This is a genomic window from Flavonifractor sp. An4 (assembly GCF_002161755.1).
GTDB classification, from domain to species: Bacteria; Bacillota; Clostridia; order Oscillospirales; family Oscillospiraceae; genus Flavonifractor; species Flavonifractor avicola.
In genome coordinates this window covers 40,234-65,078 of sequence record NZ_NFIL01000001.1, presented here as the reverse complement: position 1 = coordinate 65,078, position 24,845 = coordinate 40,234, and the positions used below count along the sequence as shown (strand labels likewise).

Here is a 24,845-nt window from a genome sequence, read left to right as displayed (position 1 = left end):
CAGAGGGATGCAGAATTCGATACAATAAAAATGAATTTTTTGTTAAGGAGACGGCGGTATGAAATTGCTGGAAGATCGCATCCGCACCGACGGCATCATTCGGGAAGGCGGCGTGCTGAAGGTGGACAGCTTCCTCAATCATCAGATGGATGTCAAGCTGTTTCAGGAAATGGGTAAGGAATTTTTGCGTTTGTACAAGGACTGCGGGGTTACCAAGATTTTGACCATCGAGGCATCGGGGATCGGGATCGCGTGTGTGGCCGCGCAGTTTTTTGATTGCCCGGTGATCTTTGCCAAGAAGAACAAGACCAAGAACATCGCCGGCGACGTGTACACCTCCAAGGTAGAGTCCTTCACCCACGGCAAGGTGTACGATATCATTGTGGCCAAGCAGTTCCTGCTGCCCGAGGATCGGGTGCTCATCATTGACGATTTCCTGGCCAACGGCTCTGCCCTCCAGGGCCTCATCAAGCTGGTGCGGGACGCCGGGGCTACCCTGGTGGGCGCCGGTATCGCCGTGGAGAAGGCCTTCCAGCCCGGCGGCGACCTGATCCGCGGCATGGGCGTGCGGGTGGAATCTCTTGCGAGAATTAAGAGTATGAGTGTAGAGGACGGCGTGGAGTTCTGCTGAGCGGCCTGCCGTCATGAGTGTGTTCAGACCAGCCTGTGGGGAAGCAGGCTGTTTTGAAGGAAAGAATGGAAGATTTTGTGGATCAAAGGAGGAAACTTGGACATGAAGAAGAGAAAACTGCTTGCACTGCTCCTGGCCGGCGCCATGATGGTGGGCCTGGCTGCCTGCGGCGGCGGTGGGGACAGCGAGACCCCCGCTGGCGGCGAGACCACTTCCGGCAGCACCGAGACCCCCTCTGGTGAGGGCAAGACCGTCAAGGTGGGCCTGATCTGCATCGGCGACGAGAACGACCAGGGCTACACCTACAACTTCATCCGCGGCAAGGAGGCTGTCACCGAGAAGCTGGCCGCCAAGGGCATCACCGTGGACTGGCAGATCAAGTGGAACATCGGCGAGGACTCCTCCTGTGAGGACGCCAACATTGAGCTGGCCGAGGCCGGCTGCGACCTGATCATCAACAACTCCTACGGCTTTGAGCCCTTCATGCTGAAGGTGGCTCCCGACTACCCCGAGATCGAGTTCATCGCCTGCACCAACCAGGCTTCCTGGAACGACGGCCTGGACAACACCCACAACGCCTTCGCCAACATCTATGAGGGCCGCTACCTGGCCGGCGTGGTGGCCGGCATGAAGCTCCAGGAGATGATCGACAACGGCGAGATCACCGCCGACCAGGCCGTCATCGGCTATGTGGGCGCCTACTCCTTCGCCGAAGTGATCTCCGGCTTTACCGCCTACTACCTGGGCGCCAAGAGCGTGTGCCCCAGCGTGACCATGAAGGTCCAGTTCGTGGGTTCCTGGTCCGACGCCTCTGAGGAGGGCAACGCCGCCCAGGCTCTGTGCGACGCCGGCTGCGTCATGATCTCCCAGCACTCCGACAACACCACCCCCGCCACCGCCGCCCAGAACAACGGCGCTTTCCACACCGGCTACAACAACGACATGATCTCCGTGGCTCCCGATTCCTCCCTCATCGGCACCCGCATCGACTGGTCCGTGTACTTTGAGTACGCCATCGAGGCTGTGGCCAACGGCCAGCCCTTTGACCAGGATTGGTGCCACGGTATGGACGAGGGCGCTGTGGTTATGACCGAGCTGAACACCGACATCGCCGCCGAGGGCACCGCTGAGAAGCTGGCCGAGGTGGAGGAGCAGATCCGCTCCGGCGAGCTGCAGGTGTTTGACACCTCCACCTTCACTGTGGAGGGCCAGCCCCTCACCACCTGCATGGCCCTGGATACCGACGGCGACTTCGTGGCCGATGACCAGGAGGCCGTGTTTGACGGCGCTTTCCATGAGTCCTACTTCCAGTCTGCGCCTTACTTCACCGTGCAGATCGACGGCATCGAGTGGCTCAACTCCGCCTATTGATGACCTTAACCCAAAAGAGGGCTGCACACGCAGCCCTCTTTTCTGTCCTTTCCCGGGAAATCCCGTAAAGCACCCACCCACGTCTCATCACAGGAAGGATGACAGCCTTGGAACCTGTCCATGCAATTGAACTCAGGCACATCACCAAACGCTTCGGCAAGGTGGTGGCCAACGACAGTATTGACCTGACCATCAACCGGGGGGAGATCCTCTCCCTGCTGGGAGAGAACGGCAGCGGCAAGACCACGCTGATGAATATGCTCTCCGGCATCTACCTCCCCGATGAGGGAGAGATTCTGGCCGACGGCAAGCCGGTGACCATCCGCTCTCCCAAGGACGCCTTTGCCCACGGCATCGGCATGATCCACCAGCACTACAAGCTGGTGGAGGTGTTCACCGCCGCCGAGAACATCGCCCTGGGCCTGAAGGGGAAGGAGCACGACCGCAAGGCGGTGGCCGCCCAGGTCCAGGCCATCAGCGACAAGTACGGCTTCGGCATCGACCCCAACAAGAAGGTATACGATATGTCGGTGTCGGAGAAGCAGACGGTGGAGATTGTCAAGGTGCTCTACCGGGGGGCCGAGATCCTCATCCTGGACGAGCCTACCGCCGTCCTTACCCCCCAGGAGACCGACCGGCTCTTCAACATCCTCCGGGCCATGAAGGCTGACGGCAAGGCCATCGTTATCATCACCCATAAGCTCCACGAGGTGATGGCCCTGTCCGACAAGGTGGCGGTCCTCCGCAAGGGCAAGTACATCGGCACCGTCAACACCTGCGACACCAACCCCCAGAAGCTCACCGAGATGATGGTGGGCCACGCCGTCACCCTGAACATCGACCGGCCCCAGGCCAAGTACAAGGACCTGCGGCTGGAGGTAAAGGGCCTCAACTGCCTGAGCGGCGAGGGCCTGCCGGTGCTGAAGGACATCTCCTTCCAGGCTTTCGGCGGTGAGATCCTGGGCATCGCCGGCATCGCCGGTTCCGGCCAGAAGGAGCTGCTGGAGGCCATTGCCGGCCTGCAAAAGGCGGACTCCGGCCACATCTTCTACTATCCGCCCCACCCTGAAAGCGACATCGCCGGCCGCCATGTGCCGGTGGACAAGGCGGGGGAGGAGCTGGTGGGCAAGACCCCCGGCCAGATCCGCAAGGTGGGCGTCTCCCTGGCCTTCGTGCCCGAGGACCGGCTGGGCATGGGCCTGGTGGGCGGCATGGGCATGGTGGACAATATGATGCTCAAGACCTACAAGGACACCCCCGGCCCCCTGGTGGACCGGAAGGCCCCCAAGGCCCTGGCGGAGAAACTCATCGACGAGCTGGAGATCGTCACCCCCGGGGTGGCCACCCCGGTGCGCCGTCTGTCCGGCGGCAACGTGCAGAAGGTTCTGGTGGGCCGTGAGATCGCCTCCACCCCCACCGTGCTCATGACCGCCTATCCCGTCCGGGGCCTGGACATCAACTCCTCCTACACCATTTACCGGCTGCTCAACGAGCAGAAGATGAAGGAAGTGGCGGTGCTGCTGGTGGGCGAGGATCTGGACGTGCTGCTGGAGCTGTGCGACCGGATTCTGGTGCTGTGCGGCGGCCAGGTGTCCGGCATTGTGGACGGACCCACCGCCACCAAGGAGCAGGTAGGCCTGCTCATGACCCATGTGGGCGGCGGAAAGGAGGGAGAGAGCCGTGCATGAATCCAATACACCCCTGATCCGTCTGGCCAAGCGGGATGGAATGCCCAAGGGCCAGGTGTGGGCCATTCGGGGCGCCTCCTTCCTGGTGGCCATCCTCATCAGCGCCCTTATCTTCCTGCTCATGGGCCACAACCCCTTTGGGGCCTTCGGCACCATGGTGGGCGGCTCCCTGGGCAAGCCCACCGCCATCCGCCAGACCGTAAAGATCGCCGTGCCCCTGCTGGGCACCGCCCTGGCCATCGCCCCCTGCTTCAAAATGCGCTTCTGGAACATCGGCGCCGAGGGCCAGATCACCGCCGGCGCCGTGGGCGCCTCCTACTTCGCCCTGTTCTGGGCGGATAAGCTGCCCGGTCCCGCCCTGCTGGTGGTCATGGCGGTGGCCGGCGCTATCTGCGGCGGCCTGTGGGCCCTGGTGCCCGCCTTCTTCAAGGCCAAGTGGGGCACCAACGAGACCCTGTTCACCCTGATGATGAACTATATCATGATCGGCGTGGTGAAGTGGCTCCAGGGCGGCCCCTGGGAGGGCCGTCCCGGCTCCCAGATCATTCCCCAGTTCGACTCTGCCGCCGTGCTGCCCAAGGTGCTGGGGGTCCACTGCGGCTGGATCATCGTCCTGGTCCTGACGGTGGCCATGTTCTTCTACATGAAGTACACCAAGCAGGGCTATGAGATCGCCGTCATCGGCGAGAGCGAGAACACCGCCCGGTACGCCGGTATGAACGTGGGCAAGATCATCATGCGGACCATGTTCCTCTCCGGCGCCATCGCCGGTCTGGTGGGCTTCATCGTCTGTTCCGGCGCCGACAACACCCTGTACTCCGGCGTGGCCGCCGGTGTGGGCTTTACCGCCATCACCGTGGCCTGGCTGGCCCAGCTCAATCCCTTCGCCATGGTGGGCATCTCGGTGCTGCTGGCGGTGCTGGACAAGGGCGCCGACACCCTTCAGACCCAGCTGTCCGTGCCCGCCTCCATCTCGGACATCATCACCGGCATCTTCCTGTTCTGTATGCTGGGCTGTGAGTTCTTCATCAACTACCGCCTCATCTTCCGGGGCAGCCATAAGGAGGTGGCCAAGTAATGGATATCAACAGCAACGCGGTCCTGCTCCTGATCATGGCCGCCGTTCTCAACGGCGTGCCCCTGCTCTACGGCACCCTGGGTGAGATCCTGTCGGAAAAGGCGGGCAACCTGAACCTGGGCGTGGAGGGCATGATGTTCATGGGCGGAGCCATGGGCCTGGGCGCTGCCTTCTACTTCGAGGGGGCCGGCGGCACCAGCGGCGTGCTGGCCGTCATCCTGGCCCTGTTCTTCGCCTTCCTGGGCGGCGCCATCGGAGCCCTCATCTACTCCTTCCTCACCATCACCCTCCGGGCCAACCAGAACGTCACCGGTCTGGCCCTGGCCATCTTCGGTACCGGCGCGGGCCAGTTCATCGGCGAGTATATGCGGGTGACCTCCGGCGGCTATGTGGCGGTGAGCAACGACCTGAAGGCGGTTTTCCTCAATTCCCCCTTCCCGGCGGCCCTGCAGGAGCTGCCGGTGGTGGGACCCCTGCTCTTCGGTCACAGCATCTTCCTCTACCTGGGCATCGTGCTGACGGTGGGGATGCACCTGTTCCTCAACAAGAGCCGGGCGGGCCTGTCCCTGCGGGCGGTGGGCGAGTCCCCCGCCACCGCCGACGCCGCCGGCGTCAACGTCACCCGGTACAAATATCTGGCCACCGTCATCGGCGGCGGCATTTCGGCCATCGGCGGCATGGTGTATATCATGACCATCGCCAGCTGCGTGTGGAACCACGAGGCCCTGTCCGGCGAGGGCTGGCTGGCGGTTGCCCTGGTCATCTTCTGCCTGTGGCGGCCCCTCAACGCCATCTGGGGCTCCATCCTCTTCGGCGCGCTGATGATCCTGTACCAGCGGCTCCACCTGGGCTTTATCCCCGACGAACTGTACAAGATCCTGCCCTATGTGGTCACCGTCATCGTGCTGATCTTTACCTCCCTGCGCAACAGCAAAGACAAGCAGCCCCCGAACTCCCTCGGTTTGCCCTACTTCCGGGAGGAGCGGTAATAAAACCAGTAAGCGGCCCCGGCGCATTTGCGCCGGGGCCGCTCTTTTTGTTTGGATTATTCCAGCAGGGACTCAAGATAGTCCCAGTCTACCGGGCCATCCACCCGGCAGAGCACCGCAGAGATCTGGTCGCTGTTCACGTCCTGGACGGAGCACAGCTGGTCGGTGAGGTTCAGGAAGAGATATGCGTCCCCTGCGGACACAAAGGCGCTCAGGTGGCTGCCCTCGCTGTCACTGATCGTCTGACCGGTGGCCAGCTTGGTCACCGGCAGAGCGGACAGGTAGTCCAGCAGGGTCCCACTGATCTGGGGGTCCATATCCCGCTGAGAATGGTAGCGGGTTCTCCCATCGATGGATACCGAGGATACCCTGTAGTCCGGCCCGTAGGAGGCCAAAGCCACCTCTCCCAGGGTGCCGTAACTGCCGCTCACCCCCACCAGACCGGAGCACAGCACCAGGATCGCCATCATAAGGGCCAGCAGCTTGGTTCCCGAGGTGTGTTCCCCGGGGCTCACCACCCCCCGCAGCCGGTGAAGCAGGCTGGAGGCGGAGGCGGACAGGCAGGTGGACAGTCCCCGGTCGTCCCCGGCGGATTCCAGCAGGAGGGAGGCATATTCCCGGCGGGTCTGGTCATCCGCGCCGTATACCACCATCTCGTCGCAGGACAGCTCCAGATCGGCGGAGGCCCTCCGGGCGGCCAGCCACATCAGGGGATTGAACCAGCACAGGGCCTTACACAGGATGTAAAAACATTTGGTGTCCACGTCCCGGCGCTGGACGTGGCGCAGCTCGTGGCGAAAGATGAGCCGGTACTGGTCCAGGGTATAGGCCCGCTCCGGCAGCACCAGGCACATGGTGGAGTGAAACAACCCGATGGTCAGGGGGGAGGTGGCGGCGGGACTGGTGAGCAGGGGAATATGCCGCTTCAGCAAGACCTGGCGCTGCTCCTCCCACCACAGATTGACCACGTCCGGCTCCTCCACCGGCCTGGCGTCCCTCAGAAGGGCCCGGCGGAACCGGAAGTGGGAGAACATATGCCACAGCACCACCGCCACAAAGCCCGCCGCCCACAGCCCCAGCAGCATGGGGACCACACCGGACGGCACACGCAGGACCACCAGGGGCGGCAGGTAGCTCATCCGCCAGACCGTCAGGTTGTAATAGAGAAAGACGGGCAGCAGCCACAGGGTGGCGCAGGCCCGGGCGGAGATCTTCCGCCGCAGCAGGGGAAGCAGGAGCATCAGCGCGCCGAAATAGAAGGTGAGCAGTACCATCAGCTGGAGGGAGAACTCCGTCAGTACGGCGGCCCCCACCGCCGGACCGGCATAGATGAGGGTGATCAGCCACAGCACGGCTACCACAATAGGGAGGGACCAGGGGGTGAGCCAGACCACCGTGCTGCGTGCGCTGCTGTCCCGGCTGGTGCAGCCGGTGAGGGCCACCTGCTGCTCGTAGCTCCACTCCCGATGGAAGGCATAGGCGATGCCGCCGCCCAGCAGGACGGCCACAAACAGACGGTAGCCCCAGATGAGCACAAGGTTCACAGCCGTCCCTCCTCCAGCATCTTACGCAGTTCCTCTAAATCCTCACGGCTCACCCCGGCGTCCACCAGGGAGGTGGCCAGGGCGGCCACCGAGCCGCCGAAGAGCTGGTCCAGCACCCCACGGCTGGCCTGGGCCAGATAGGCCTTTCTGGTGATAATCGGTGTGTAGTAGTTTACCTTGCCACGGCGCTCCAGCTTGAGAAAGCCCTTGTCGCACAGCCGGGTGAGGAAGGTGAGGATGGTGGTGGGGGCCAGGGGATGGGTCTTGGCCAGCGCTTCCTCGATCTCCGGCCGGGTCACCGGCGGCTCCCTGTCCCAGATGATCTGCATCAGCTCCAGCTCGCTGTCGGGCAGGCGGCGGATGTCCTGCTTCATGGTTTGCACCTCCTTCGTCTATTGTAGAAGTTCTTCTTATGTAGAAGATTATAGCGGGGAAACATGAGGCTGTCAAGGGTATCAAAAAGCCACCGGGCAACGCCCGGCGGCTCTGTTCAGTCAGATTTTTCTCGGCGTAAAGCGGACCTTCACCCGGCCGCCGCACACCATGCCCAGCTCGGCGGCGGCGTGGGACAGGTCGTACTCTACGACCTCCTCCCGTCCGCCGGACTGCCACAGCGCCAGGGCGTGGTTTTTGGCCTCATACTCCACGGCGCCGCCGCCGATGGTACCGGCGCAGCTGCCGTCGGGGCGTACCAGCATCCAGGTACCCACACCCCGGGGGGCGGAGCCGTGCTTCTCGATGATGGTGCACAGCACCCCGGACTCCTCCGGCGGCTTGACAGCGCCGGGGCCCCGCTGGGCGCGGACCTGGATCAGCTGGGCGGCAATGGCCACGGCGATCTCCGCCGGGGTCTGGCCCCCGATGGACAGGCCGATGGGGGAGTATACCCCGTCCAGCATTTCCTGGGAAAAACCCTCCTCCCGAAGGGCCTTGTACACGGCGGCCACCTTGGTGCGGCTGCCGATCATGCCTACATAGGCGTACTGCCCCCGCAGCACCTGTGCCAGGCAGTCCTTGTCAAAGGCGTGGCCCCGGGTAAGAATGGCGAAATAGTCGCTGTCCCGGCTGCCCAGCTGGTTGAGGGCCTGGTCAAAGGGCATACACAGCACCTGATGGGCCATGGGGAAGCGGTCAGTGTTGGCAAACTCCGGCCGGTCGTCAATGACGACCACCTCAAACTCCAGCCGGGCGGCCACATAGGCCAGCTCCAGGGAGACGTGGCCGCCGCCGCACAGAATCAGTCGTTCCACAGGTGCAATCTCCTTCCAAAGTACAAAATACCCTCCAGCACGCCGCCGCCGATGGCCCGGGCCTTGTCGGACACGGTGAAGCAGTGGCGCACCTCGCACCGGGGGTCGATGTCACCGGACTTCATCCCGGCGGTTACCGGGATACCGGCGGGGAGCATCCCCCGGACGATGCCGGTGAGCTGGGCGGTGACGGGGATGCCGTTGACTTTTGCCACCACGTCCCCCAGATTGACCTGCTGGCCGATCTGAGCCACCGGCTCAAAGGGCCCGTCGGCGGGAGAGCGGATAATGCGCTCCTTGGTGTAGCCTCCCACGTCGCCGGGCACGCCGGTGTTGGGGATGGCGGACCCCTCCAGGATGAGTCGGCCCAGATCGTGGCCCCGCTTGGTCTCAATGACGCCGTGGCAGTCGGTGCCGGCGGTGAAGCCGGGGCCCAGGGCCAGCACGATGGGGGCGTCGCTGATGGTGGTGCCCAAATTCTTTTTGGCCAGAATGGCGTCCACCACTACCATAAAGGGCAGCTGGGCCAGGATGGCGGCCTGGGGGTCCACCAGCACCGGGATCTCCCCGGCGGCCAGAATGTCCCTGACCTGGTCCCGGTTTTCCGCCTTCCGGGCGGTAATTCCCTCCACGGTGGTTTGACCGTCGTAGATACACTGGGAGAAGGCCACGGTTCGCCGCACCGCCGTGGGCTGGGCAATGTCCGTCATGACCACCTGAAAGCCCGCCCGGTACAGCCGCACCGCCGTGCCGGTGGCCAGATCTCCCGCGCCTTTCACTAGAATAAGCATGATCCGCCCCGCTCCTCTTCTTTGTAGTAAGTAATGGCGCTGTGGATGCCCTGCTGGGCCAACAGCCCCTGAATTTCCGTGCCCCAGGCCCACCGCTGATCGTCGTCCGCCTTGTTCAGCAGACAGCGGAAGGCCATGGCTTGTCCCACGTCTTTTCGTCCGCCCAGAGGGCTGGACAAAATGGCCGCCACGTCGGCGGGGGTGATTTTGTGGTCGGGCTCCACCCCCAGCAGGGCGCATACCCGCTCCGGCCGGTGGCAGATCTCCTCCACAGGTTTGCCCAGGCTGTCCAGGCCTGCCGACGCGATAACGGCGTGGCAGGAGGGAGGGATCACCGGCTCATGGTCCGCCGGAGCCTTGAGAGGCCGCAGCTTGGCCCCGTCGGCCTCAATGAGTACCACGTCGGCCAGCTCCAGACAGGCGGCGGGATCTGCCGCCCCGGTGAGTTTGCCCCGGCTGTCGTAGGCCCCCAGGGTGACCACCCGGTGCTTCTTCAGCAGGGCGGCCAGCTGGGCCAGATCCCCCGCCAGAGGCAGGCCGGGATGGGGAAGGATGTGGGTGGTGGTGGTGACCACCGCCTTCCGCCCGCTGTCCGCCGCCTGTTTGGCCATGGCGTACATGGTGGACGACTTGCCGCCGCCCCCCACCAGGGCCACCATGCGGTGGACCGCCGGGTCCAGGTCCAGACGTTCCCAAATGCCCACGGTTCAGCCTCCCATCGTATGCTCCACCAAAATTTTAATGCCGATGCCCACCAGTACCAGACCGCCCACCAGTTCAGCCCGCCGCTGGAACAGAGCCCCCAGCCTACGGCCCGCCAGGCCGCCCACCACAGACAGCACAAAGGCCACCACACCGATGACCACAGCGGAGAGGAGCACCGGCACATTCATAAAGGCCATGGACACGCCCACGGCCAGAGCGTCGATGCTGGTGGCGATGGCCAGCAGGCACAGCCGCCGGGCGGACAGGTCGGAGGGGGCTTCCTCCTCCTCGCCGGCGCCGCGGCGCAGAGCGCCCCACACCATCCGGCCGCCGATGATGGCCAGCAGGGCGAAGGCCACCCAGTGGTCCACCGCCTCGATGTACTGACTGACGCTGGTGCCCAGCAGCCAGCCGATCAGCGGCATGGCAAACTGGAAGCCACCGAACCAGACCCCCATTTTCACAGCCTGACGGCCGCCGAAGCCGGGGATGGAGATGCCGCTGGACACCGAAACGGCAAAGGCGTCCAGGGCCAGACTGACGGCGATGAGGAAAATTTCGACCAAAACAATCACCTGCAAAAAAGTTAGGTTTCCTTCAAATAGTATAGCATAGCCTTTGAAATTATGCTATAACAAATATAAGGACACATGACCACAAAAGCCGTGTGAGAGAAGGAGGAGAGCGGATGGAGCATCGGGATTACATGGCCCGCGCACTGGAGCTGGGCCGTCAGGCCATGGAGGAGGGCGAGGTGCCGGTAGGCTGCGTCATCGTGAAGGACGGCGTGGTGGTGGGGGAGGGCCGCAACCGGCGGGAGACCGCCCGCACCGCCCTGGGCCACGCCGAGATCGAGGCCATCCATCAGGCCTGCCGCACCCTGGGGGGCTGGCGGCTGACGGGCTGCACCCTGTACGTCACCCTGGAGCCCTGTCCCATGTGCGCCGGGGCCATCGTCAACGCCCGCATCCCCGCCCTGTACTACGGGGCCAAGGACGACAAGGCCGGGTGCTGCGGGTCGGTGCTCAATCTGTTTGAGGAGCGGTTCAACCACCATCCCCGCATCTACGGCGGCCTGATGGAGGCGGAATGTACCGCACTGCTCCAGAGCTTTTTCCAGAATTTGAGGTAAAGAAGACGGCTTTTTTGTACATTTAATCAAATTGTAACAAACAGAGCTACTTTTTTTAACAACCCACTGTTAGGATATCACTTGCAAGAGACAAAGCTTCTTTTCATTCTATCCTCCAATCATAAGAAATGGGCAGCGAGCGCAACGCTGCCCGTTTCGCTTTTCTTCACAGGATCTTTACAGAATGGATGGCAGATTTAACGGAATTGTAACACCTGGGGATTTTTTCGTTAACATCTCTCCGGTATCATAATCCTTGCAAGAGACAGTTTCTTTTCATTTCATTGTATCCTCTTTCCTTCGGCAGAGGCCGGGCGCCAGGAGCGGGCGTCCGGCCTCTGCCGTTTTTACAAAAAACCGCGGCAGACGGGGGTTTCGTCTGCCGCGGTTCTCGGTTCAGCTCTTCTCAAATACCAGGCTCTGGTCGTTCTGCTCCAGGGTCAGGACCCCGTCGGAAAAGGTGACGGGCAGTTCCTCGCTGTCGGTGGCAAAGATAATGGCGCCGTCCTTCTGGCTCCAGGTGCCCGAGATGGTCTCCTGCCGGTTCAGCTCCGGCATGGCGGAGTCCATAACAAAGGTGCCGTCGGCCTTCACCTCCAGCTGGATAGAGATCTGGGTGCCCATGGTTTCGCTCAGCGCATCGGCGTCCAGATCCAGCCCGGCGGCGGAGATGTGCTGCAGGCGGTAAATGCCCACCACGTCGGCACTGGTGTCGGTGGGAGCGGGCTGGGAGGAGCTGCCGCAGGCAGTCAGCCCCACGGTCAGAAACAGCGCTGCCAACAGGGGCAAAAGGAGTCGGGTTCGGATCAGCTTCATGAGGTCCTTCCTTTCTGGCTGGTATGGCAGGGGGGACGGTGTTTCCTTAAATAGGGATCCATTATAGCACGAAGGGTCGAAAGGGCGCAAGGTCAGAGACTGGAAGAAAAACCGGACTGCCCCATCTGGGGCAGTCCGGTTTACAGGCGTTTTCAATAAGTAAGAGACAAGACTTACTGCTTCTCGAAGGTAAGGGACTGGCCGTCCTGCTCCATGACCAGCGTATTGCCGTTCAGGGTAGCGGCAATATCCTCCCCCTCGCTGGAGAGAGTCACGGTGTTGCCGCTGGAGGTCCAGGTGCCGGAGACACTGCCGGTGCCCAGAGCGCTCATGTCCAGGGTGAAGTTGCCGTCGGCCTTCAGCTCCAGGGTAACGGTCATATCCACGCCGGCCATGGCGGCCAGATCTTCAATGTTCATCTCAACGCCGGCAGCGTTCATCTTGGTCATCTTATAGGAGCCGGCAGGACCCCCGCCGCCGCCGCCGCAGGCAGCCAGGCTGACGATCATGGCCAGAGCCAGGAGCAGAGTCAATGCGCGCTTCTTCATAACATTCTTCCTTTCTTTTTCAGCCGCAATGCGGCGAAGGTCGAAATAAACGAAATACATTTATTTCGTAGTCTAGATTATAGCATATCGGGGGAATGGTGGCAACCTGAAATAAATCTTAAAGCATTGTGAGTTTGGGAAAAAAGATACAACGCAAGGGCGGCTCCAGAAGAGCCGCCCTTGCGTTGTTATAGGCCCAGGTCTTCCGGCCGATCCACATCGGCCAGCTCATTTGGGGAAACCACCTCCACCAGCACCAGCCGGTCCGGGTGGCGCTTCACCACCGCGCCGCCGCCGGTGTCCCCGGTGAGGGCGGCCAGCTCCCCCAGCAGATCCGCGGGGAAGAGGACGGGATTGCCCCGTTTTCCGCCCCAGGACAGGGCACAGATGGCGTCTTTTGATTCCTCAAAGGTATCTTTCAATCGAATAATACTTTTTGTGGTCAGAAAAGGCTGGTCGCACACCGAGAAGAGCACCCCATCCATGTCCCCCATCCGGGAGACCCCCAGGCGGATGGAGGCGGAGATCCCTTCTGCACCATTGGGGTTGTACAGGGGGAGAAAGCCCAGCTCCTCCCCGGCCTCCAGCACCTCCTGGTAGAGGGAGCACACCGCCAGCCGGTCCAGCCCAGCCCCCGCCAGGGCGGTCATGGCGCGGCGGTAGAGGGGCACGCCCTCTACCAACCTCAACAGCTTATTGGAGCCAAACCGCCGGCCCAGACCGGAGGCCAGCAGCACGGCGCCCACCCGCTTCATCGCCAGAACTGGGAGGGACCGCGGGACACATAGTGACCCAGACCCTCCTGGACCACCTTGCCGTCCTGTACCGCCACCTGGCCGTCCAGCAGCACCGTGTCGGTGCGGCCCGCCATCTCCATACCCTCGTAGGGGGTGTAGTCCACCCGCTGGTACTGGGCCTCGGCGGTAATACGCCAGGTATAATTGGGATCAAAGATTACGATATCGGCGTCGCTGCCCACCGCCAGAGCGCCTTTCTGGGGGAACATACCGAAGAGCTGGGCGGGGTGCTGGGCCAGGGCCAGCATCATCTGATGGGGGGTGATGCGGCCGGTTTTCACGCCGAGGGTGTACATAATGGGGGGGCGGTGCTCGGTGCCGGGAATGCCGCCGGGGATGGCGGAGAAGTCATCCTTGCCCAGCATCTTGGTGGGGTTGAAGTTGAAGGAGCAGTGGTCGGTGCCGATGGTGTCGATCTCACCGTTCTCCAGGGCCTCCCACAGGGCGTCCACGTCAGACTGGGGCCGGGCGGGAGGAGCGCACACATACTTGGCGCTCTCAAAGCCGGGCAGGTGGTACTTGTCCTCGGTGAGGGTGAAGTACTGGGGACAGGACTCCAGGTAGACCTTCTGGCCCCGGTTCCGGGCGGCACGGGCCGCCTCCAGGCCCCGCCGGGTGGACAGGTGGACCACATTCACAGGGTAGCCCGCCTGCTCGGCCAGAGCCAGCCAGCGGTCCACCGCCTCCGCCTCCATGACGGCGGTGTGGGACAGGGGATGGCTGGCGGGGGAGAGCTTGCCGGCGGCCTTCAGCTCGGCGATGGCCCGGTCAATGAGGTCGCCGTTCTCGCAGTGGCAGCCCACCACGCCGCCCTCCTTGCCCACGGCCTTGATGACCTCATAGGCCACGCCGTCGGAGATGCGGATGTTGGCGTAGGCCAGGTACACCTTGTAGGAGGTGACGCCCTGGGCGGTCATCTGGGGGATCTCAGCGATGATACGGGGATCCCAGTCCTTGATGGTCATGTGGAAGCCGTAGTGGCAGCTGGCGTGGCCGCCGGCCCGGGCGTGCCACTCGTCCAGGGCGGACTGAAGGGAGGCCCCCCGCTCCGGCTCGGCAAAGTCCAGCACGCAGGTGGTGCCGCCGGCCAGGGCGGCCCTGGTGCCGCTCTCCCAGTTGTCGGCGGTCTCCCGGATGGTGCCCTTGTTCATCTCGAAGTGGGTGTGGGTGTCGATAAAGCCGGGGAACACCAGCTTGCCGGTGGCGTCAATGACCTGGCTGTCGCCCACCGGCAGGGCGGGGCCGATCTCAACGATCTTGCCTACATCCACCCGCAAGCCGGCCTGCACCGGACCTCCCGGGCAGATCAGGGTGCCGTTTTGGATGAGGATAGACATGGAACAGACCTCCTTTTACAGCTGCATGATGAGGATGGGGACAATGATCTTTATTGCGCCCACGATGAGGGTCATAAAGGTGAGCAGGGCCAGGGCGCTGGAGCGTTTGCCGAAGGCGTCCTGCCAGCGGTCCAGCATCCGGGTAAAGTTGGCCATCCGGCGCCGGGGGCCCAGCAGGTCGGCCATGCCCCGGAACAGGGTGTAGGCCAGATAGCCCAGCCACACGGCGATGAGCACGAAGGTGAGGGTGCCGTCATGGCGCCAGAACAGCAGAAGATAGAGGGAGAGGATAAAGCTGGCCAGGGTCAGGATAAAGTGGGCCCAGACCCCCATTTTGGCGGCGCGTTCATTCATGGTGATAGATTTCCTTTCTTTGGTTGGTTTCAGGGACGGATGCCCGCCCGGTCAAAGGCGGAGAGCAGCGCGTCCATATTCGGGGATACCAGCAGGGGTTCCCCGGCGGCCTTGATGCCGTTTTGCACGTCTTTCAGACCGTTGCCGGTGACAATACTCACCACGGTGCTGTCGGGAGAGATGAGGCCCAGCTCCAGAGCCTTCTTTACCCCGGCGGTGCCGGTGACGCCCGCGGGCTCGCCGAACACCCCCTGGGTGCGGCCCAGCAGGCGCATGGCGGCGAGAATCTCCTCATCGGACACATTGACGGCCACGCCGTGGGAGGCCCGGATGGCGCCCAGGGCCTTATCCGGGTTGCGGGGCACCCCCACGGCGATGGAGTCGGCCAGGGTGTTCTCCTCCATGGGGGACCAGGGCTGTCCGGTCTGGATGGCCCGGTTCAGAGGGCAGCAGCCCTCGGCCTGGACGGCGATGAGCCTGGGCAGCTTGTCAATAAGCCCCACCTCATACAGATCGGTGAGGCCCTTCCAGGCCCCGGCAATGGTGCAGCCGTCCCCCACGGAGAGGGCGATATAGTCGGGCGCCTGCCAGTTCAGCTGCTCCATAATCTCCAGGGTCACCGTCTTTTTGCCCTCGGACAGGTAGGGGTTGATGGCGGCGTTGCGGTTGTACCAGCCCCATTTGCCGATGGCGGCCTTGGACAGCTCGAAGGTTTCCTCATAGGAGCCGTCCACGCTGATGACGGTGGAGCCGAAGACCCGCAGCTGGGCCACTTTGCCCTTGGGGGCCCGGCTGGGCACGAAGATGTAGGTATGCAGGCCCGCCGCGGCGGCGTTGCCCGCCAGGGAGGAGGCGGCGTTGCCGGTGGAGGAGCAGGCGATGGTGTCCGCCCCCGCCTCCTTGGCCTTGACCACCGCCAGGGCGGAGGCCCGGTCCTTCAGGGAGGAAGTGGGGTTCTGGCCGTCGTCCTTGATGTACAGCTTTTTCAGCCCCAGTTCCGCCCCCAGACGGTCCGCCTCATAGAGGGGGGACCAGCCCACCCGCAGGGGCGGGGGAGCGGAATCCTCCTCGATGGGCAGCAGGGACCGGTACCGCCACATGGACCGGTCCTGGTTTTGGGCCAGCTTTTCCCGGGAAAGATCCCGGCGGAGGGCGGCGTAGTCGTACTGGATATCCAGAATGCCCCCACAGGAGCAGGTGGTGAGGTCGGAGACGGCGGCATACTCCCTGCCGCATTTGACGCACTTGGCGCCCAGAACGTATTTCATGGAGGAACCTCCTTTTACAGGCCCTTCAGCACCCCGGTCTCCTCGTTAAAGGCCCGGATCAGCTCATCCAGGGCGTCGGCCTGGCTGTGGACGTCGGCCCATTCGGTGCCGTACCACAGGGCGTCCAGTTCGTCGGTGGTCTTGCCCTGCTGCTCCACCCAGGTGTAATACTTCAGGTTGTGGACCCGCTTGCGGTCGTAGTAGCCCAGCTCCGCCATGCAGTCGGTTTTCAGGCCCATCAGGTGGAGGGCAAAGTCATAGGCGGCGGCTTTGGCGTCGTACTCGCCCAGCTGCTGGGTCAGCTCCGCCAGACGGGAGCGGTACATATCCGCCGAGTCGGTGAGGACGGTGCATACCACGTCGTGCCCGGTGAGCTCGTAGTACTTGGCCAGCTTGATGCAGCACAGCACGTTGGCAATGCCCGAGATGCCCATGAGGGACAGCTGCTCCACCAGCTGGGGGTCCACCCCGGCGTCCATGAGCTGGGCCTTGCCCGCCGGCTCGTTGAACAGCCGCAGCAGAGCCATGGCGTCGTTGTCGTCCACATCCACCACCATGTCGGTGTTCTTCACGTCGTGGATCCAGGGCACGTGCTTGTCGCCGATGCCCTCCACCCGGTGATCGCCGAAGCCGTTGTTCAGAATGGTGGGGCACTGGACGGCCTCGCCCACCGCCAGCTTCATGGCGGGGTAGACCTCTTTCAGGTAGTCGCCGCAGCCGATGGTGCCCGCAGAACCGGAGGTGAAGCAGGCGCCCGCCAGCCGGTCGCCGGGGCGCTTGGCGTCCTCAAAGGCCTCGGCCACCGCCGCGCCGGTGACCTTGTAGTGCCACAGATGGTTGCCCATCTCGGCAAACTGGTTGAAGATCATGCAGGAGGGGTCCCGGCTGAGCTCGTTGGTCTTGTCGAAGATCTCCTTCACGTTGGACTCGCAGCCGGGGGTCTTGATGACGTCGGCGTCGATGGAGGCCAGCCAGTCAAACCGCTCCTGGCTCATGCCGGCGGGGAGAATGGCCACCCCGTGGACCCCCAGCAGCTTGGAGTTGAAGGCACCGCCCCGGCAGTAGTTGCCGGTGGAGGGCCACACCGCCTTCTGGGAGGAGGCGTCAAACTGGCCGGTGACCAGCCGGGGAGCCAGACAGCCGAAGGAGGCGCCCACCTTGTGGCAGCCGGTGGGGAACCACTTGCCCGGCAGGCACAGGATGCGGGCGGGCACGCCGGTGAGGGCGGGGGGCAGCTCGATGTAGTTGGGGGCGGAGCGGTACAGACCGCCGGTGGGCACCGGCTCGTTCTTCCAGGTGATGCGGAACAGGTTGGCTGGGTCCACATCCCACAGGCCCACATGGGTCAGCCGGTCCCGGATAGGCTGAGGTACCGTCTCCGGATGGATCATATTTTCAAACGTAGGAATCACCACGCCGTTTTCCCGGGCAATACGGATGTTATGCTCCAGGCCCTGGCGATGGACGGTCAGGTCGATCATACACAAGCCTCCTTACCGAGATACTTACCAACATGATAGCACATGACGCTGAGAAATCAAGGAAAAGTATCCCACAGCGCTGGGAAAAAGACCGTCGGATTTGTGGAGAGACAACAAAGGGGCGCGCCGTCGCTGTGGACGGCGCGCCCCAAAAGGGAAAGGTTCAGTTGCGGTTAAGCTGGTCCATCTCCGCCTGGGAGAGGAAGGCATAGGAGTAATCCTTGAGTACCTCCATGGTGTGGACGGCGCTCTTTTGCAGGGTGATGGTGACGGTGTAGGTGGAGGCCGTGGCGGCGGGGGCGGTGCCGCCGGAGACGCCGGTCTGGTCCAGCCGGAAGGTCAGCTCCAGGTCGGCGTAGCAGCAGTTGTCCATCCGCTCCTGGTCCTCCAGCAGGTAGCGGCGCCCCAGATTGCCCTCGGCCATGTCGGCCTGGATGGCCTCCAAAAGGGGTTCCAGCAGTTCGGAGGGCAGGTACTCAAAGCCGTAGCTGTCGTCCTCCGGATTATACAGGTTCACCAGGGCGGCGTCCACCAGCCGGGCGGTCTCCCCAATGGAGCCAAAATAGATCTCACTGGCCACCTGGGGCTGGTTGATGAGCCGGTCCAGCCGGGCGGCGGGGGAGGAGGCGTCCTCCAGATCCTCCTGCCGGATGGGCAGATCATACCTCCGCTCCAGCACAGTGCCGTCGGTCAGCTCATAGCACAGACGGACGGAGGTGCTGGTCTCCACCTGCAGGTCCAGGCCGTTGGACTGGCTGATCCAGGACTCGGTGCTGATTCCGCTGGCCTGCACCGCCTCCAGTTCATCCTTGCGGTCGGTGATGGAGGAGTGGAGGCTGGTGATCTCCTCAATGGTCTGGGGATCGGAGGTGGAAAAGTTCAGGTAGTCGGCGCTGTCATAGGGGGCGCTGCTGATGCCCCTGATCTCCACCGTCTTGACCTGAGCGGCGTCGGGCACCCGGCGCTCAAAGCCCAGCAGGTCCAGCTCCAGAGTGGCCATGGCGGCCACCAGACACACCAGAAAGATCACGCAGCCCTTCCAGCTGGTTTTGAACACCCAGAACCGCTTTTTCAGCAGCATCTCCGCGATAAAGCAGCCCGCGGCCCCCCACAGCAGCATCCAGCCCAGCAGAGTCCAGGCCCCCCGGGGCAGCAGGGTGTAGAAGATGGAGTAGAAGAAGGCGCCCAGAGCGATGGCCCAGCACAGGGCCATGCCATAGCGGAATACCGGGCGCACCCAGCCCACGGTAATCACATCCCCCGCCCGCTCCAGCTGCCGGCGATGGTAGACCGCCAGGGCGATCCCCGCCAGTACCAGGCCGATGAGGGCGTAAAGAGTCACCAGGCCCAGGCCGAAGTAGCGGGGGGTGCTGCCCGTGTAGTCCAGGCCGGTGGAACGGAGCAGCTTGAGGGAGGGGGTGAACCACATGGCCCATTTCTCGGCCCACACGGCGCCGTTGAACCCGAAGAGAAATTCCCGGGCAATGCTCTCCAACAGATAGGTAATGACTGAGGCCAGGAAGTTGAGGATCAGGTAGAAGGCGGGCAGGGCCAGAATGTGGCCGGTAAACATGGCGCAGAACACGGCGAAGGAGTAGAAGAACAGGCACAAAAGGCAGGTGACCACCAGCCAGGTGAACAGGGAGCTGAACACCACCGTGCCGTTGAGGGCCTCCGCCGCCAGGGCCAGCAGAAAGACAGCGAAGTTGGGCACCCACAGAAAGGCCAGGCCGGACAGGTAGTTGGTGAGGAACAGGCCCTCCCGCCGCATGGGCAGAGCGTGGAGCATCCCCACCGAGCGGGCGGAATAGAGGTAGGAGAACACCGCCATGGCGCACAGGATGCCGAAGAGGAAGGCCAGCACCAGGGCCATGTTCCGGCTGCCGTCCAGCAGGACCAGGGGGAATTCCCAGGCGTTCCCCTTGTCCCACACGTCCCGGCGCAGCAGTACCCCCGCCGGCAGCAGTACCACCCAAATCAGGGCGTACAGCCCCCAGATGGGCCAGAACCGGGCCAGATTTTTGCGGAAGAGGGTCATATTAAAGTACGATGTCCCGGACCCCATAGTCCTCACCTCCCAACTCATAAATAAAGATTTCCTCCAGGGTGAGGGGCAGCGCCTCCATCAGAATGGGGGCGTACACCGCCAGCCGGTTGGTGACGTCGGTGGCATTGCCCCGGATGATGAGGGTATGGATGCGGCCCACCTGGGACACATGGAGCACCTCCAGGTCCTCCGGCAGCTGGGGCATCTCCCGCTCCTGGAACACGATCTGCATTTTCACCACGTTCTCCTGCAGATCGGACAGGGAGCGCTCAATGAGTACCTTGCCGTGGGAGAGGATGCCCACATGGTCGCACACATCCTCCAGCTCCCGCAGGTTGTGGGAGGACACCAGCACGGTGGTGCCGTGCTCCGCCACGTCCCCCATCAGCAGGGACCACACCTGGCGGCGCATCACCGGGTCCAGGCCGTCTACCGGTTCGTCCAGCACCAGCACCTCCGGCCGGCAGCACAGAGCCAGCCAGAAGGCGCTCTGCTTCTGCATTCCCTTGGACAGGCGGCGGATGGGCTGGTTTTCGTCCACGTTGGTGAACACATCCTTCAGGGCCTGGTACCGGGCCGTGTCAAACCGGGGATAAAAGCCCTTGTAAAAGCGCATCATGTCCCGGGTGGAGGCGGACAGAAAGTAGTACAGCTCGTCGGGAATGTCGGCGATGCGGGCCTTGGCGGCGGGGTTTTCGTAGATGGGGTTGCCGTCCAGCAGCACCGAGCCGGAGTCCTGCCGGTACACCCCGGTGACGTGGCGCAGCAGGGTGGACTTGCCCGCGCCGTTGGGGCCCACCAGACCGTAGATGGAGCCCTGGGGCACCGTCATGGTCAGACCGTCCAGGGCCTTAAAGCCGTCGAAGGTCTTGACCACATTCTTGGCTTCGATCATGGTTTCCTCTCCTCTCTGGCCGCCTGGCGGGCGGCGGCCTCGTCCAAACGGCGGGCCAGTTCCCCCGCCGTCATACCCAAAAACAGCAGCTCTGCGGCGGAGGAATCAAAGTCCTTCAGCAGCCGCTCCCGACGGTCGGCGTTTACGTCCGCCTGGGGGGCGGCAAAGGAACCCTTGCCCGCCACGGTGTACAGATAGCCCTCCCGCTCCAGGGACTCGTAGGCCCGCTGGATGGTGTTGGGGTTGATGGCCAGCGACGTGGCCAGTGCCCGCACCGAGGGAAGTTTGTCCCCGGCCTGGAGGGCCCCCGTCACAACCAGGTGCCGCAGTCCATCCTTTACCTGTTCATAGATGGGCCGGGCGTCCCGGTAATTCAGCTGGATCATCCTGGCATCTCCTTTCCGGAAGTGTATGACACATCTTAGTACAGTTAGTATACACGGGTGAGAGGGGGGAATTCCTTAAAAAAGTGTGACGTTTTTCTTCCGGTTTTCGGCGGGGGCGACGGGCAGAGCATAAAAAAACGTCCCGCGGTTTTCCGCGGGACGTTTGATAGCGGCAAAAGCCGGTCAGCACATGGGCTTGAGGTCGGGGGAGATGATCAGGGTAGCCTGAGTGGCGGCCTGAACCTGCTCCACGGTGAACTCGGGGTTGATCTCCACCATCTCCAGACCCTTGTCGGTCACGTTGAGGACGCACATCTCGGTGATGATCTTGGTGACGCAGTGCACGGCGGTGTAGGGCAGGGTACACTTCTTCAGGATCTTGGGATTGCCCTTGGCGGTGTGCTCCATAGCCACGATGACTTCCTTGGCGCCCACCAGCAGATCCATGGCGCCGCCCATGCCGGGCATCTTCTTGCCGGGGATGATCCAGTTGGACAGGGAGCCCTCCTCGTCGACCTCCAGGCCGCCCAGGATGGTGGCGTTGACGTGGCCGCCGCGGATGAAGCCGAAGGAAGTGGCGGAGTCGATGTAGCAGCCAAAGACGTCGGCCTGGGCGGGAGATCCGCCGGCATCGGTCTTATAGCGGGGGTCGGCCTCCTCGGGGGTGGGCTTGGGGCCGGTGCCGATGATACCGTTCTCAGACTGGAGGATCACGTGGACCCCCTCGGGCAGGTAGGCGGGAACCATAGTGGGCAGGCCGATACCCAGGTTGACCACGTCGCCGTCCTTCAGCTCCTTGGCCACGCGCTTGGCGATAAAGCCCTTGATCTCAGACTTTTCCATTACGCATTCCCTCCATCCACAATGTAATTGACAAAGGCGCCGGAGGTGACCACGTTCTCGGGCTCAATGTCGCCGACCTCTACCAGGTGGTCGGCCTCAGCAATGACCACGTCTGCGGCGGTGGCCATGACGATGTTGAAGTTACGGGTGGTGCCCTTGTACCAGATGTTGCCGAACTTATCAATGGTGTGGCCGTTGATGATGGCAAAGTCAGCGCGGACAGGCTGCATCAGCAGATACTCCTTGCCGTTGATGGTCTGCTTGCCCAGGCACAGGGGGGAATCCTCCACGATGGTGCCCACGCCGGTGGGGGTGAGCACGCCGCCCAGACCGGCGCCGCCGGCGCGGATCATCTCAGCCAGGGAGCCCTGGGGAACCAGGTCCACCTGCAGGGTCTTTTCCACCATGCCCTGGGTGCCCACGTCGGGGGTCATGCCCACGTGAGTGGCGATGACGCGCTTGACCTGATGGTTGTGGACCAGCTTGGCCATGCCGTAGAACTCCTCGCCGTGGGGGCCGGTAGCCATACCGCAGTCGTTGCCGATGATGGTCAGGTCCTTGGTGCCCTTCTTGGCCAGAGCCTCAATAACCTTGTGGGCGCTGCCGCAGCCCAGGAAACCGCCGAACATAATAGTGGCGCCGTCGGGGATCATGTTCACGGCTTCCTCAACGGAAATTACCTTATTGTGCACGTTCGTTACCCTCCTAAATGTAAAATAGGGACCTGCCGGAGCAGAGAGACCTGCTCCGGCAGGAATGGATCAGCACTTCTCGAAGATGGTGGCGACGCCCATGCCGCCGCCGATGCACAGGGTGGCCAGGCCCTTCTTGGCCTCGGGCCGCTTCTGCATCTCGTGGAGCAGGGTGACAATGATACGGGCGCCGGAAGCACCAACGGGGTGACCGATGGAGATAGCGCCGCCGTTGACGTTGACCTTGCTCATGTCGAAGCCCAGCTCACGGGCCACGGCGATGGACTGAGCGGCAAAGGCCTCGTTGGCCTCCACCAGGTCGATGTCGTCGATCTTCAGGCCGGCCTTGGCCATAGCCTGACGGGAGGCGGGCACAGGGCCCACGCCCATGATCTTGGGATCCACGCCGCCCTGGCCCCAGGAGACCAGCTTGGCCATGGGCTTCAGGCCGTACTTCTCAACAGCCTCGCCGGAAGCCAGCACGATGGCGGCAGCGCCGTCGTTGATGCCGGAGGCGTTGGCAGCGGTGACGCGCTGGACGTGCTTCTTGGCGTCAGCCTCGTGGACCTGGGTGACCTCAAAGGTGTGAACGATCTCGTCCTCCACGCCCTCGGGACCGGCGGGGAAGGCGCCGCGCAGCTTGGAGACGGACTCCATGGTCACGCCGGCCTTGGGGAACTCGTCCACCTTGAACTCCACCATTTCCTTCTTTTTCTTCACCATGACGGGCACGATCTCGTCCACGAACTTGCCGGCAGTCTGGGCGGCCTCGGTCTTGTTCTGGGAGGACACGGCGAAGGCGTCCATCTCCTCGCGGGTGATGCCCCACACGTCGGCGATGTTCTCAGCGGTGGTGCCCATGTGATAGTTGTTGTAAGCGTCCCACAGGCCGTCCTTGATCATGGTGTCCACGACCTTCTTGTCGCCCATACGGGCGCCCCAGCGCTCAGCAGGCAGAGCGTAGGGAGCAGCGGACATATTCTCAGTGCCGCCGGCCACGATGACGTCGGCGTCGCCGGACAGGATGGCGCGGGCGCCCTCAATGACGGACTTCATACCGGAGCCGCACACCATACCCACGGTGTAAGCGGGCACGGAGTAGGGCAGACCGGCCTTCACGCCCACTTGACGGGCGGGGTTCTGGCCCTGGGCGGCGGTGAGGATGCAGCCGAACATCAGCTCATCCACCTGCTCGGGCTTCAGGCCGGAGCGGTTCAGGGCCTCCTTGACGACAACAGCGCCCAGATCGGTGGCGGGGGTGTCCTTCAGGCTGCCCCCGAAGGAGCCGACAGCGGTACGGCAGCAATTGACTACGTAGACTTCTTTCATTGTGAATGACCTCCAGATTATTTCGATTTCTCCCCTAATAAACCCTTCGTTTCATTATACATCCGACATTAGTAAAAATCAACTGTGGAAAGTGTGGAAGCGGGGTGTGTCAAAGAGTATCCAGTTTGTACCAGAAGCGCAGGGGCAGGATAGGGTTGCGGGCCGGGTTGCAGGGGGATATAATAAGGAAGAACAAGAGCGGAGAAGGAGGCGTGGTATCGTGCGGGAAGAACACTGGGCGGCCTATCTGGACTGCGTGGGGGAGCTGCTGGTGTCCCAGCCGGTGCAGGCCATGAAGGAGATCCGGCACCATCCGGGGGTGTCCTGCTTTGAGCACAGCCTGTTTGTGTCCTATGTGGCCTTCCGCCTGGCCCGGCGGTGGGGGCGGGACGGACGGGCGGCGGCCCGGGCGGGGCTGCTCCACGATCTGTATCTCTACGATCCCAAGAGCCTGCCCTCCTATAAACAGTGCTTTGCCCACCCCCTGGCGGCGGAGCGAAACGCCCGGGCCCTGTGCGGGGAGCTGAGCCGGGAGGAGGAAAACGGCATCCTGGCCCATATGTGGCCCATGGCCCGCAGCGCCCCCCGCAGCCGGACGGCGGCGGCGGTGTGTGTGGCCGACAAGCTGTGCGCCACGGCGGAGGTGCTGGGCATCTGGCGGCGGACCGCCCTGTACCGGACGGCCTGTCTGCCCCGGCCTGCCTTCGGTGGAAACGCGGTAAAGAAACGGTAAAGACCGCCCTTTCCTTGTGCAAGGGGCCCAAGTTGGAAAAAAATACGGGTTTTTTTCAAAATCCCGGTGCATTTTTTCGCCCACTTTGTTATAATGACTTTAGAATACGCCCTGCGGCAGCCTGCCCGCCGGGCGGACAG

Annotated in this window: 26 protein-coding genes; 7 read left to right on the top strand and 19 right to left on the bottom strand. The window is 63.2% G+C overall.

Translation table 11 applies throughout. From position 1 onward, the window contains the following. Positions 1-58: 58 nt before the first annotated feature. The 5 genes from B5F94_RS00250 to B5F94_RS00230 all read left to right on the top strand — a co-directional run bounded on the left by B5F94_RS00250 (position 59) and on the right by B5F94_RS00230 (position 5,757). Positions 59-631: a xanthine phosphoribosyltransferase gene (locus B5F94_RS00250; protein WP_087326407.1), complete on the top strand. Its 573-nt coding sequence runs from the start codon at positions 59-61 to the stop codon at positions 629-631. Positions 632-733: 102 nt separating this feature from the next. Then, positions 734-2,002: a BMP family ABC transporter substrate-binding protein gene (locus tag B5F94_RS00245; protein WP_087326404.1), complete on the top strand. Its 1,269-nt coding sequence runs from the start codon at positions 734-736 to the stop codon at positions 2,000-2,002. A gap of 107 nt (positions 2,003-2,109) precedes the next feature. Further along, complete coding sequence (locus tag B5F94_RS00240) at positions 2,110-3,690, top strand: ABC transporter ATP-binding protein (RefSeq protein ID WP_087326401.1); 1,581 nt, start codon at positions 2,110-2,112, stop codon at positions 3,688-3,690. Next, the gene (locus B5F94_RS00235; protein WP_087326398.1) at positions 3,683-4,768 is read left to right on the top strand and encodes an ABC transporter permease; all 1,086 of its coding nucleotides are present in this window, start codon (positions 3,683-3,685) and stop codon (positions 4,766-4,768) included. The genes B5F94_RS00240 and B5F94_RS00235 overlap by 8 nt, the downstream gene beginning before the upstream one ends. Next, positions 4,768-5,757, top strand: coding sequence for an ABC transporter permease (locus B5F94_RS00230; protein ID WP_087326395.1), 990 nt, complete (start codon positions 4,768-4,770; stop codon positions 5,755-5,757). Before B5F94_RS00235 ends, B5F94_RS00230 begins: the two co-directional genes overlap by 1 nt. A 56-nt stretch (positions 5,758-5,813) precedes the next feature. On the opposite strand, the gene B5F94_RS00225 is transcribed toward B5F94_RS00230, so the two are convergent. The 6 genes from B5F94_RS00225 to B5F94_RS00200 all read right to left on the bottom strand — a co-directional run bounded on the left by B5F94_RS00225 (position 5,814) and on the right by B5F94_RS00200 (position 10,613). Next, positions 5,814-7,301, bottom strand: coding sequence for a M56 family metallopeptidase (locus tag B5F94_RS00225; RefSeq protein ID WP_087326392.1), 1,488 nt, complete (start codon positions 7,299-7,301; stop codon positions 5,814-5,816). Beyond that, positions 7,298-7,675 carry a BlaI/MecI/CopY family transcriptional regulator gene (locus B5F94_RS00220; protein WP_087326389.1) on the bottom strand — a complete coding sequence of 126 codons (378 nt, stop codon included), beginning with the start codon at positions 7,673-7,675 and terminating at the stop codon, positions 7,298-7,300. The genes B5F94_RS00225 and B5F94_RS00220 overlap by 4 nt, the downstream gene beginning before the upstream one ends. Positions 7,676-7,795: 120 nt before the next feature. After that, the gene (locus tag B5F94_RS00215) at positions 7,796-8,551 is read right to left on the bottom strand and encodes an XdhC family protein (RefSeq protein WP_087326386.1); all 756 of its coding nucleotides are present in this window, start codon (positions 8,549-8,551) and stop codon (positions 7,796-7,798) included. Further along, entirely contained in the window at positions 8,539-9,342 is an 804-nt protein-coding gene (gene yqeB / locus B5F94_RS00210) for a selenium-dependent molybdenum cofactor biosynthesis protein YqeB (protein ID WP_087326383.1), read from the bottom strand. The genes B5F94_RS00215 and yqeB overlap by 13 nt, the downstream gene beginning before the upstream one ends. Beyond that, entirely contained in the window at positions 9,330-10,046 is a 717-nt protein-coding gene (gene yqeC / locus B5F94_RS00205; RefSeq protein ID WP_087326380.1) for a selenium cofactor biosynthesis protein YqeC, read from the bottom strand. The genes yqeB and yqeC overlap by 13 nt, the downstream gene beginning before the upstream one ends. A 3-nt stretch (positions 10,047-10,049) precedes the next feature. Next, the gene (locus B5F94_RS00200; protein WP_242965510.1) at positions 10,050-10,613 is read right to left on the bottom strand and encodes a manganese efflux pump MntP; all 564 of its coding nucleotides are present in this window, start codon (positions 10,611-10,613) and stop codon (positions 10,050-10,052) included. A 122-nt stretch (positions 10,614-10,735) separates the two neighbouring features. Between B5F94_RS00200 and B5F94_RS00195 the strand changes: the two genes are divergently transcribed. Continuing rightward, the gene (locus tag B5F94_RS00195; RefSeq protein WP_087267535.1) at positions 10,736-11,179 is read left to right on the top strand and encodes a nucleoside deaminase; all 444 of its coding nucleotides are present in this window, start codon (positions 10,736-10,738) and stop codon (positions 11,177-11,179) included. A 396-nt stretch (positions 11,180-11,575) separates the two neighbouring features. On the opposite strand, the gene B5F94_RS00190 is transcribed toward B5F94_RS00195, so the two are convergent. From B5F94_RS00190 to B5F94_RS00130, 13 genes are all read right to left on the bottom strand, one after another. Further along, positions 11,576-11,995, bottom strand: a complete 420-nt coding sequence (locus B5F94_RS00190; RefSeq protein ID WP_087326377.1) for a hypothetical protein — start codon at positions 11,993-11,995, stop codon at positions 11,576-11,578. A gap of 173 nt (positions 11,996-12,168) precedes the next feature. Next, on the bottom strand, positions 12,169-12,543 hold the full coding sequence (locus B5F94_RS00185) for a lipocalin family protein (RefSeq protein WP_087326374.1): 375 nt from the start codon (positions 12,541-12,543) through the stop codon (positions 12,169-12,171). Between the two features lie 188 nt (positions 12,544-12,731). Continuing rightward, complete coding sequence (locus B5F94_RS00180) at positions 12,732-13,298, bottom strand: nucleotidyltransferase family protein (protein ID WP_242965507.1); 567 nt, start codon at positions 13,296-13,298, stop codon at positions 12,732-12,734. After that, positions 13,295-14,677 (bottom strand): dihydropyrimidinase, encoded by a 1,383-nt coding sequence (gene hydA, locus B5F94_RS00175; RefSeq protein WP_087326371.1) that lies wholly within the window; start codon positions 14,675-14,677, stop codon positions 13,295-13,297. Before hydA ends, B5F94_RS00180 begins: the two co-directional genes overlap by 4 nt. Positions 14,678-14,692: 15 nt before the next feature. Continuing rightward, on the bottom strand, positions 14,693-15,031 hold the full coding sequence (locus B5F94_RS00170; protein WP_087326368.1) for a hypothetical protein: 339 nt from the start codon (positions 15,029-15,031) through the stop codon (positions 14,693-14,695). Positions 15,032-15,060: 29 nt separating this feature from the next. Further along, positions 15,061-16,299 (bottom strand): threonine synthase, encoded by a 1,239-nt coding sequence (locus B5F94_RS00165; protein WP_087326365.1) that lies wholly within the window; start codon positions 16,297-16,299, stop codon positions 15,061-15,063. 14 nt (positions 16,300-16,313) lie between these two features. Further along, a complete protein-coding gene (locus B5F94_RS00160; protein WP_087326362.1) occupies positions 16,314-17,780 on the bottom strand; it encodes a pyridoxal-phosphate dependent enzyme in 1,467 nt (488 codons plus the stop codon). Between the two features lie 163 nt (positions 17,781-17,943). Next, positions 17,944-19,845, bottom strand: a complete 1,902-nt coding sequence (locus B5F94_RS00155) for a hypothetical protein (RefSeq protein WP_143383217.1) — start codon at positions 19,843-19,845, stop codon at positions 17,944-17,946. Next, positions 19,820-20,722 carry an ABC transporter ATP-binding protein gene (locus B5F94_RS00150; RefSeq protein ID WP_087187309.1) on the bottom strand — a complete coding sequence of 301 codons (903 nt, stop codon included), beginning with the start codon at positions 20,720-20,722 and terminating at the stop codon, positions 19,820-19,822. Before B5F94_RS00150 ends, B5F94_RS00155 begins: the two co-directional genes overlap by 26 nt. Continuing rightward, the gene (locus B5F94_RS00145; RefSeq protein ID WP_087267516.1) at positions 20,719-21,108 is read right to left on the bottom strand and encodes a GntR family transcriptional regulator; all 390 of its coding nucleotides are present in this window, start codon (positions 21,106-21,108) and stop codon (positions 20,719-20,721) included. Before B5F94_RS00145 ends, B5F94_RS00150 begins: the two co-directional genes overlap by 4 nt. A 183-nt stretch (positions 21,109-21,291) precedes the next feature. Further along, positions 21,292-21,951: a 3-oxoacid CoA-transferase subunit B gene (locus tag B5F94_RS00140; protein ID WP_087326358.1), complete on the bottom strand. Its 660-nt coding sequence runs from the start codon at positions 21,949-21,951 to the stop codon at positions 21,292-21,294. Continuing rightward, the gene (locus B5F94_RS00135; RefSeq protein WP_087326355.1) at positions 21,951-22,643 is read right to left on the bottom strand and encodes a CoA transferase subunit A; all 693 of its coding nucleotides are present in this window, start codon (positions 22,641-22,643) and stop codon (positions 21,951-21,953) included. Before B5F94_RS00135 ends, B5F94_RS00140 begins: the two co-directional genes overlap by 1 nt. A gap of 69 nt (positions 22,644-22,712) precedes the next feature. Next, positions 22,713-23,972, bottom strand: coding sequence for an acetyl-CoA C-acetyltransferase (locus tag B5F94_RS00130; protein ID WP_087326352.1), 1,260 nt, complete (start codon positions 23,970-23,972; stop codon positions 22,713-22,715). Between the two features lie 220 nt (positions 23,973-24,192). Here B5F94_RS00130 and B5F94_RS00125 point away from each other — a divergent pair, with 220 nt between their 5' ends. Next, on the top strand, positions 24,193-24,705 hold the full coding sequence (locus B5F94_RS00125) for an HD domain-containing protein (RefSeq protein ID WP_242959304.1): 513 nt from the start codon (positions 24,193-24,195) through the stop codon (positions 24,703-24,705). The last annotated feature ends 140 nt before the right edge of the window (positions 24,706-24,845 follow it).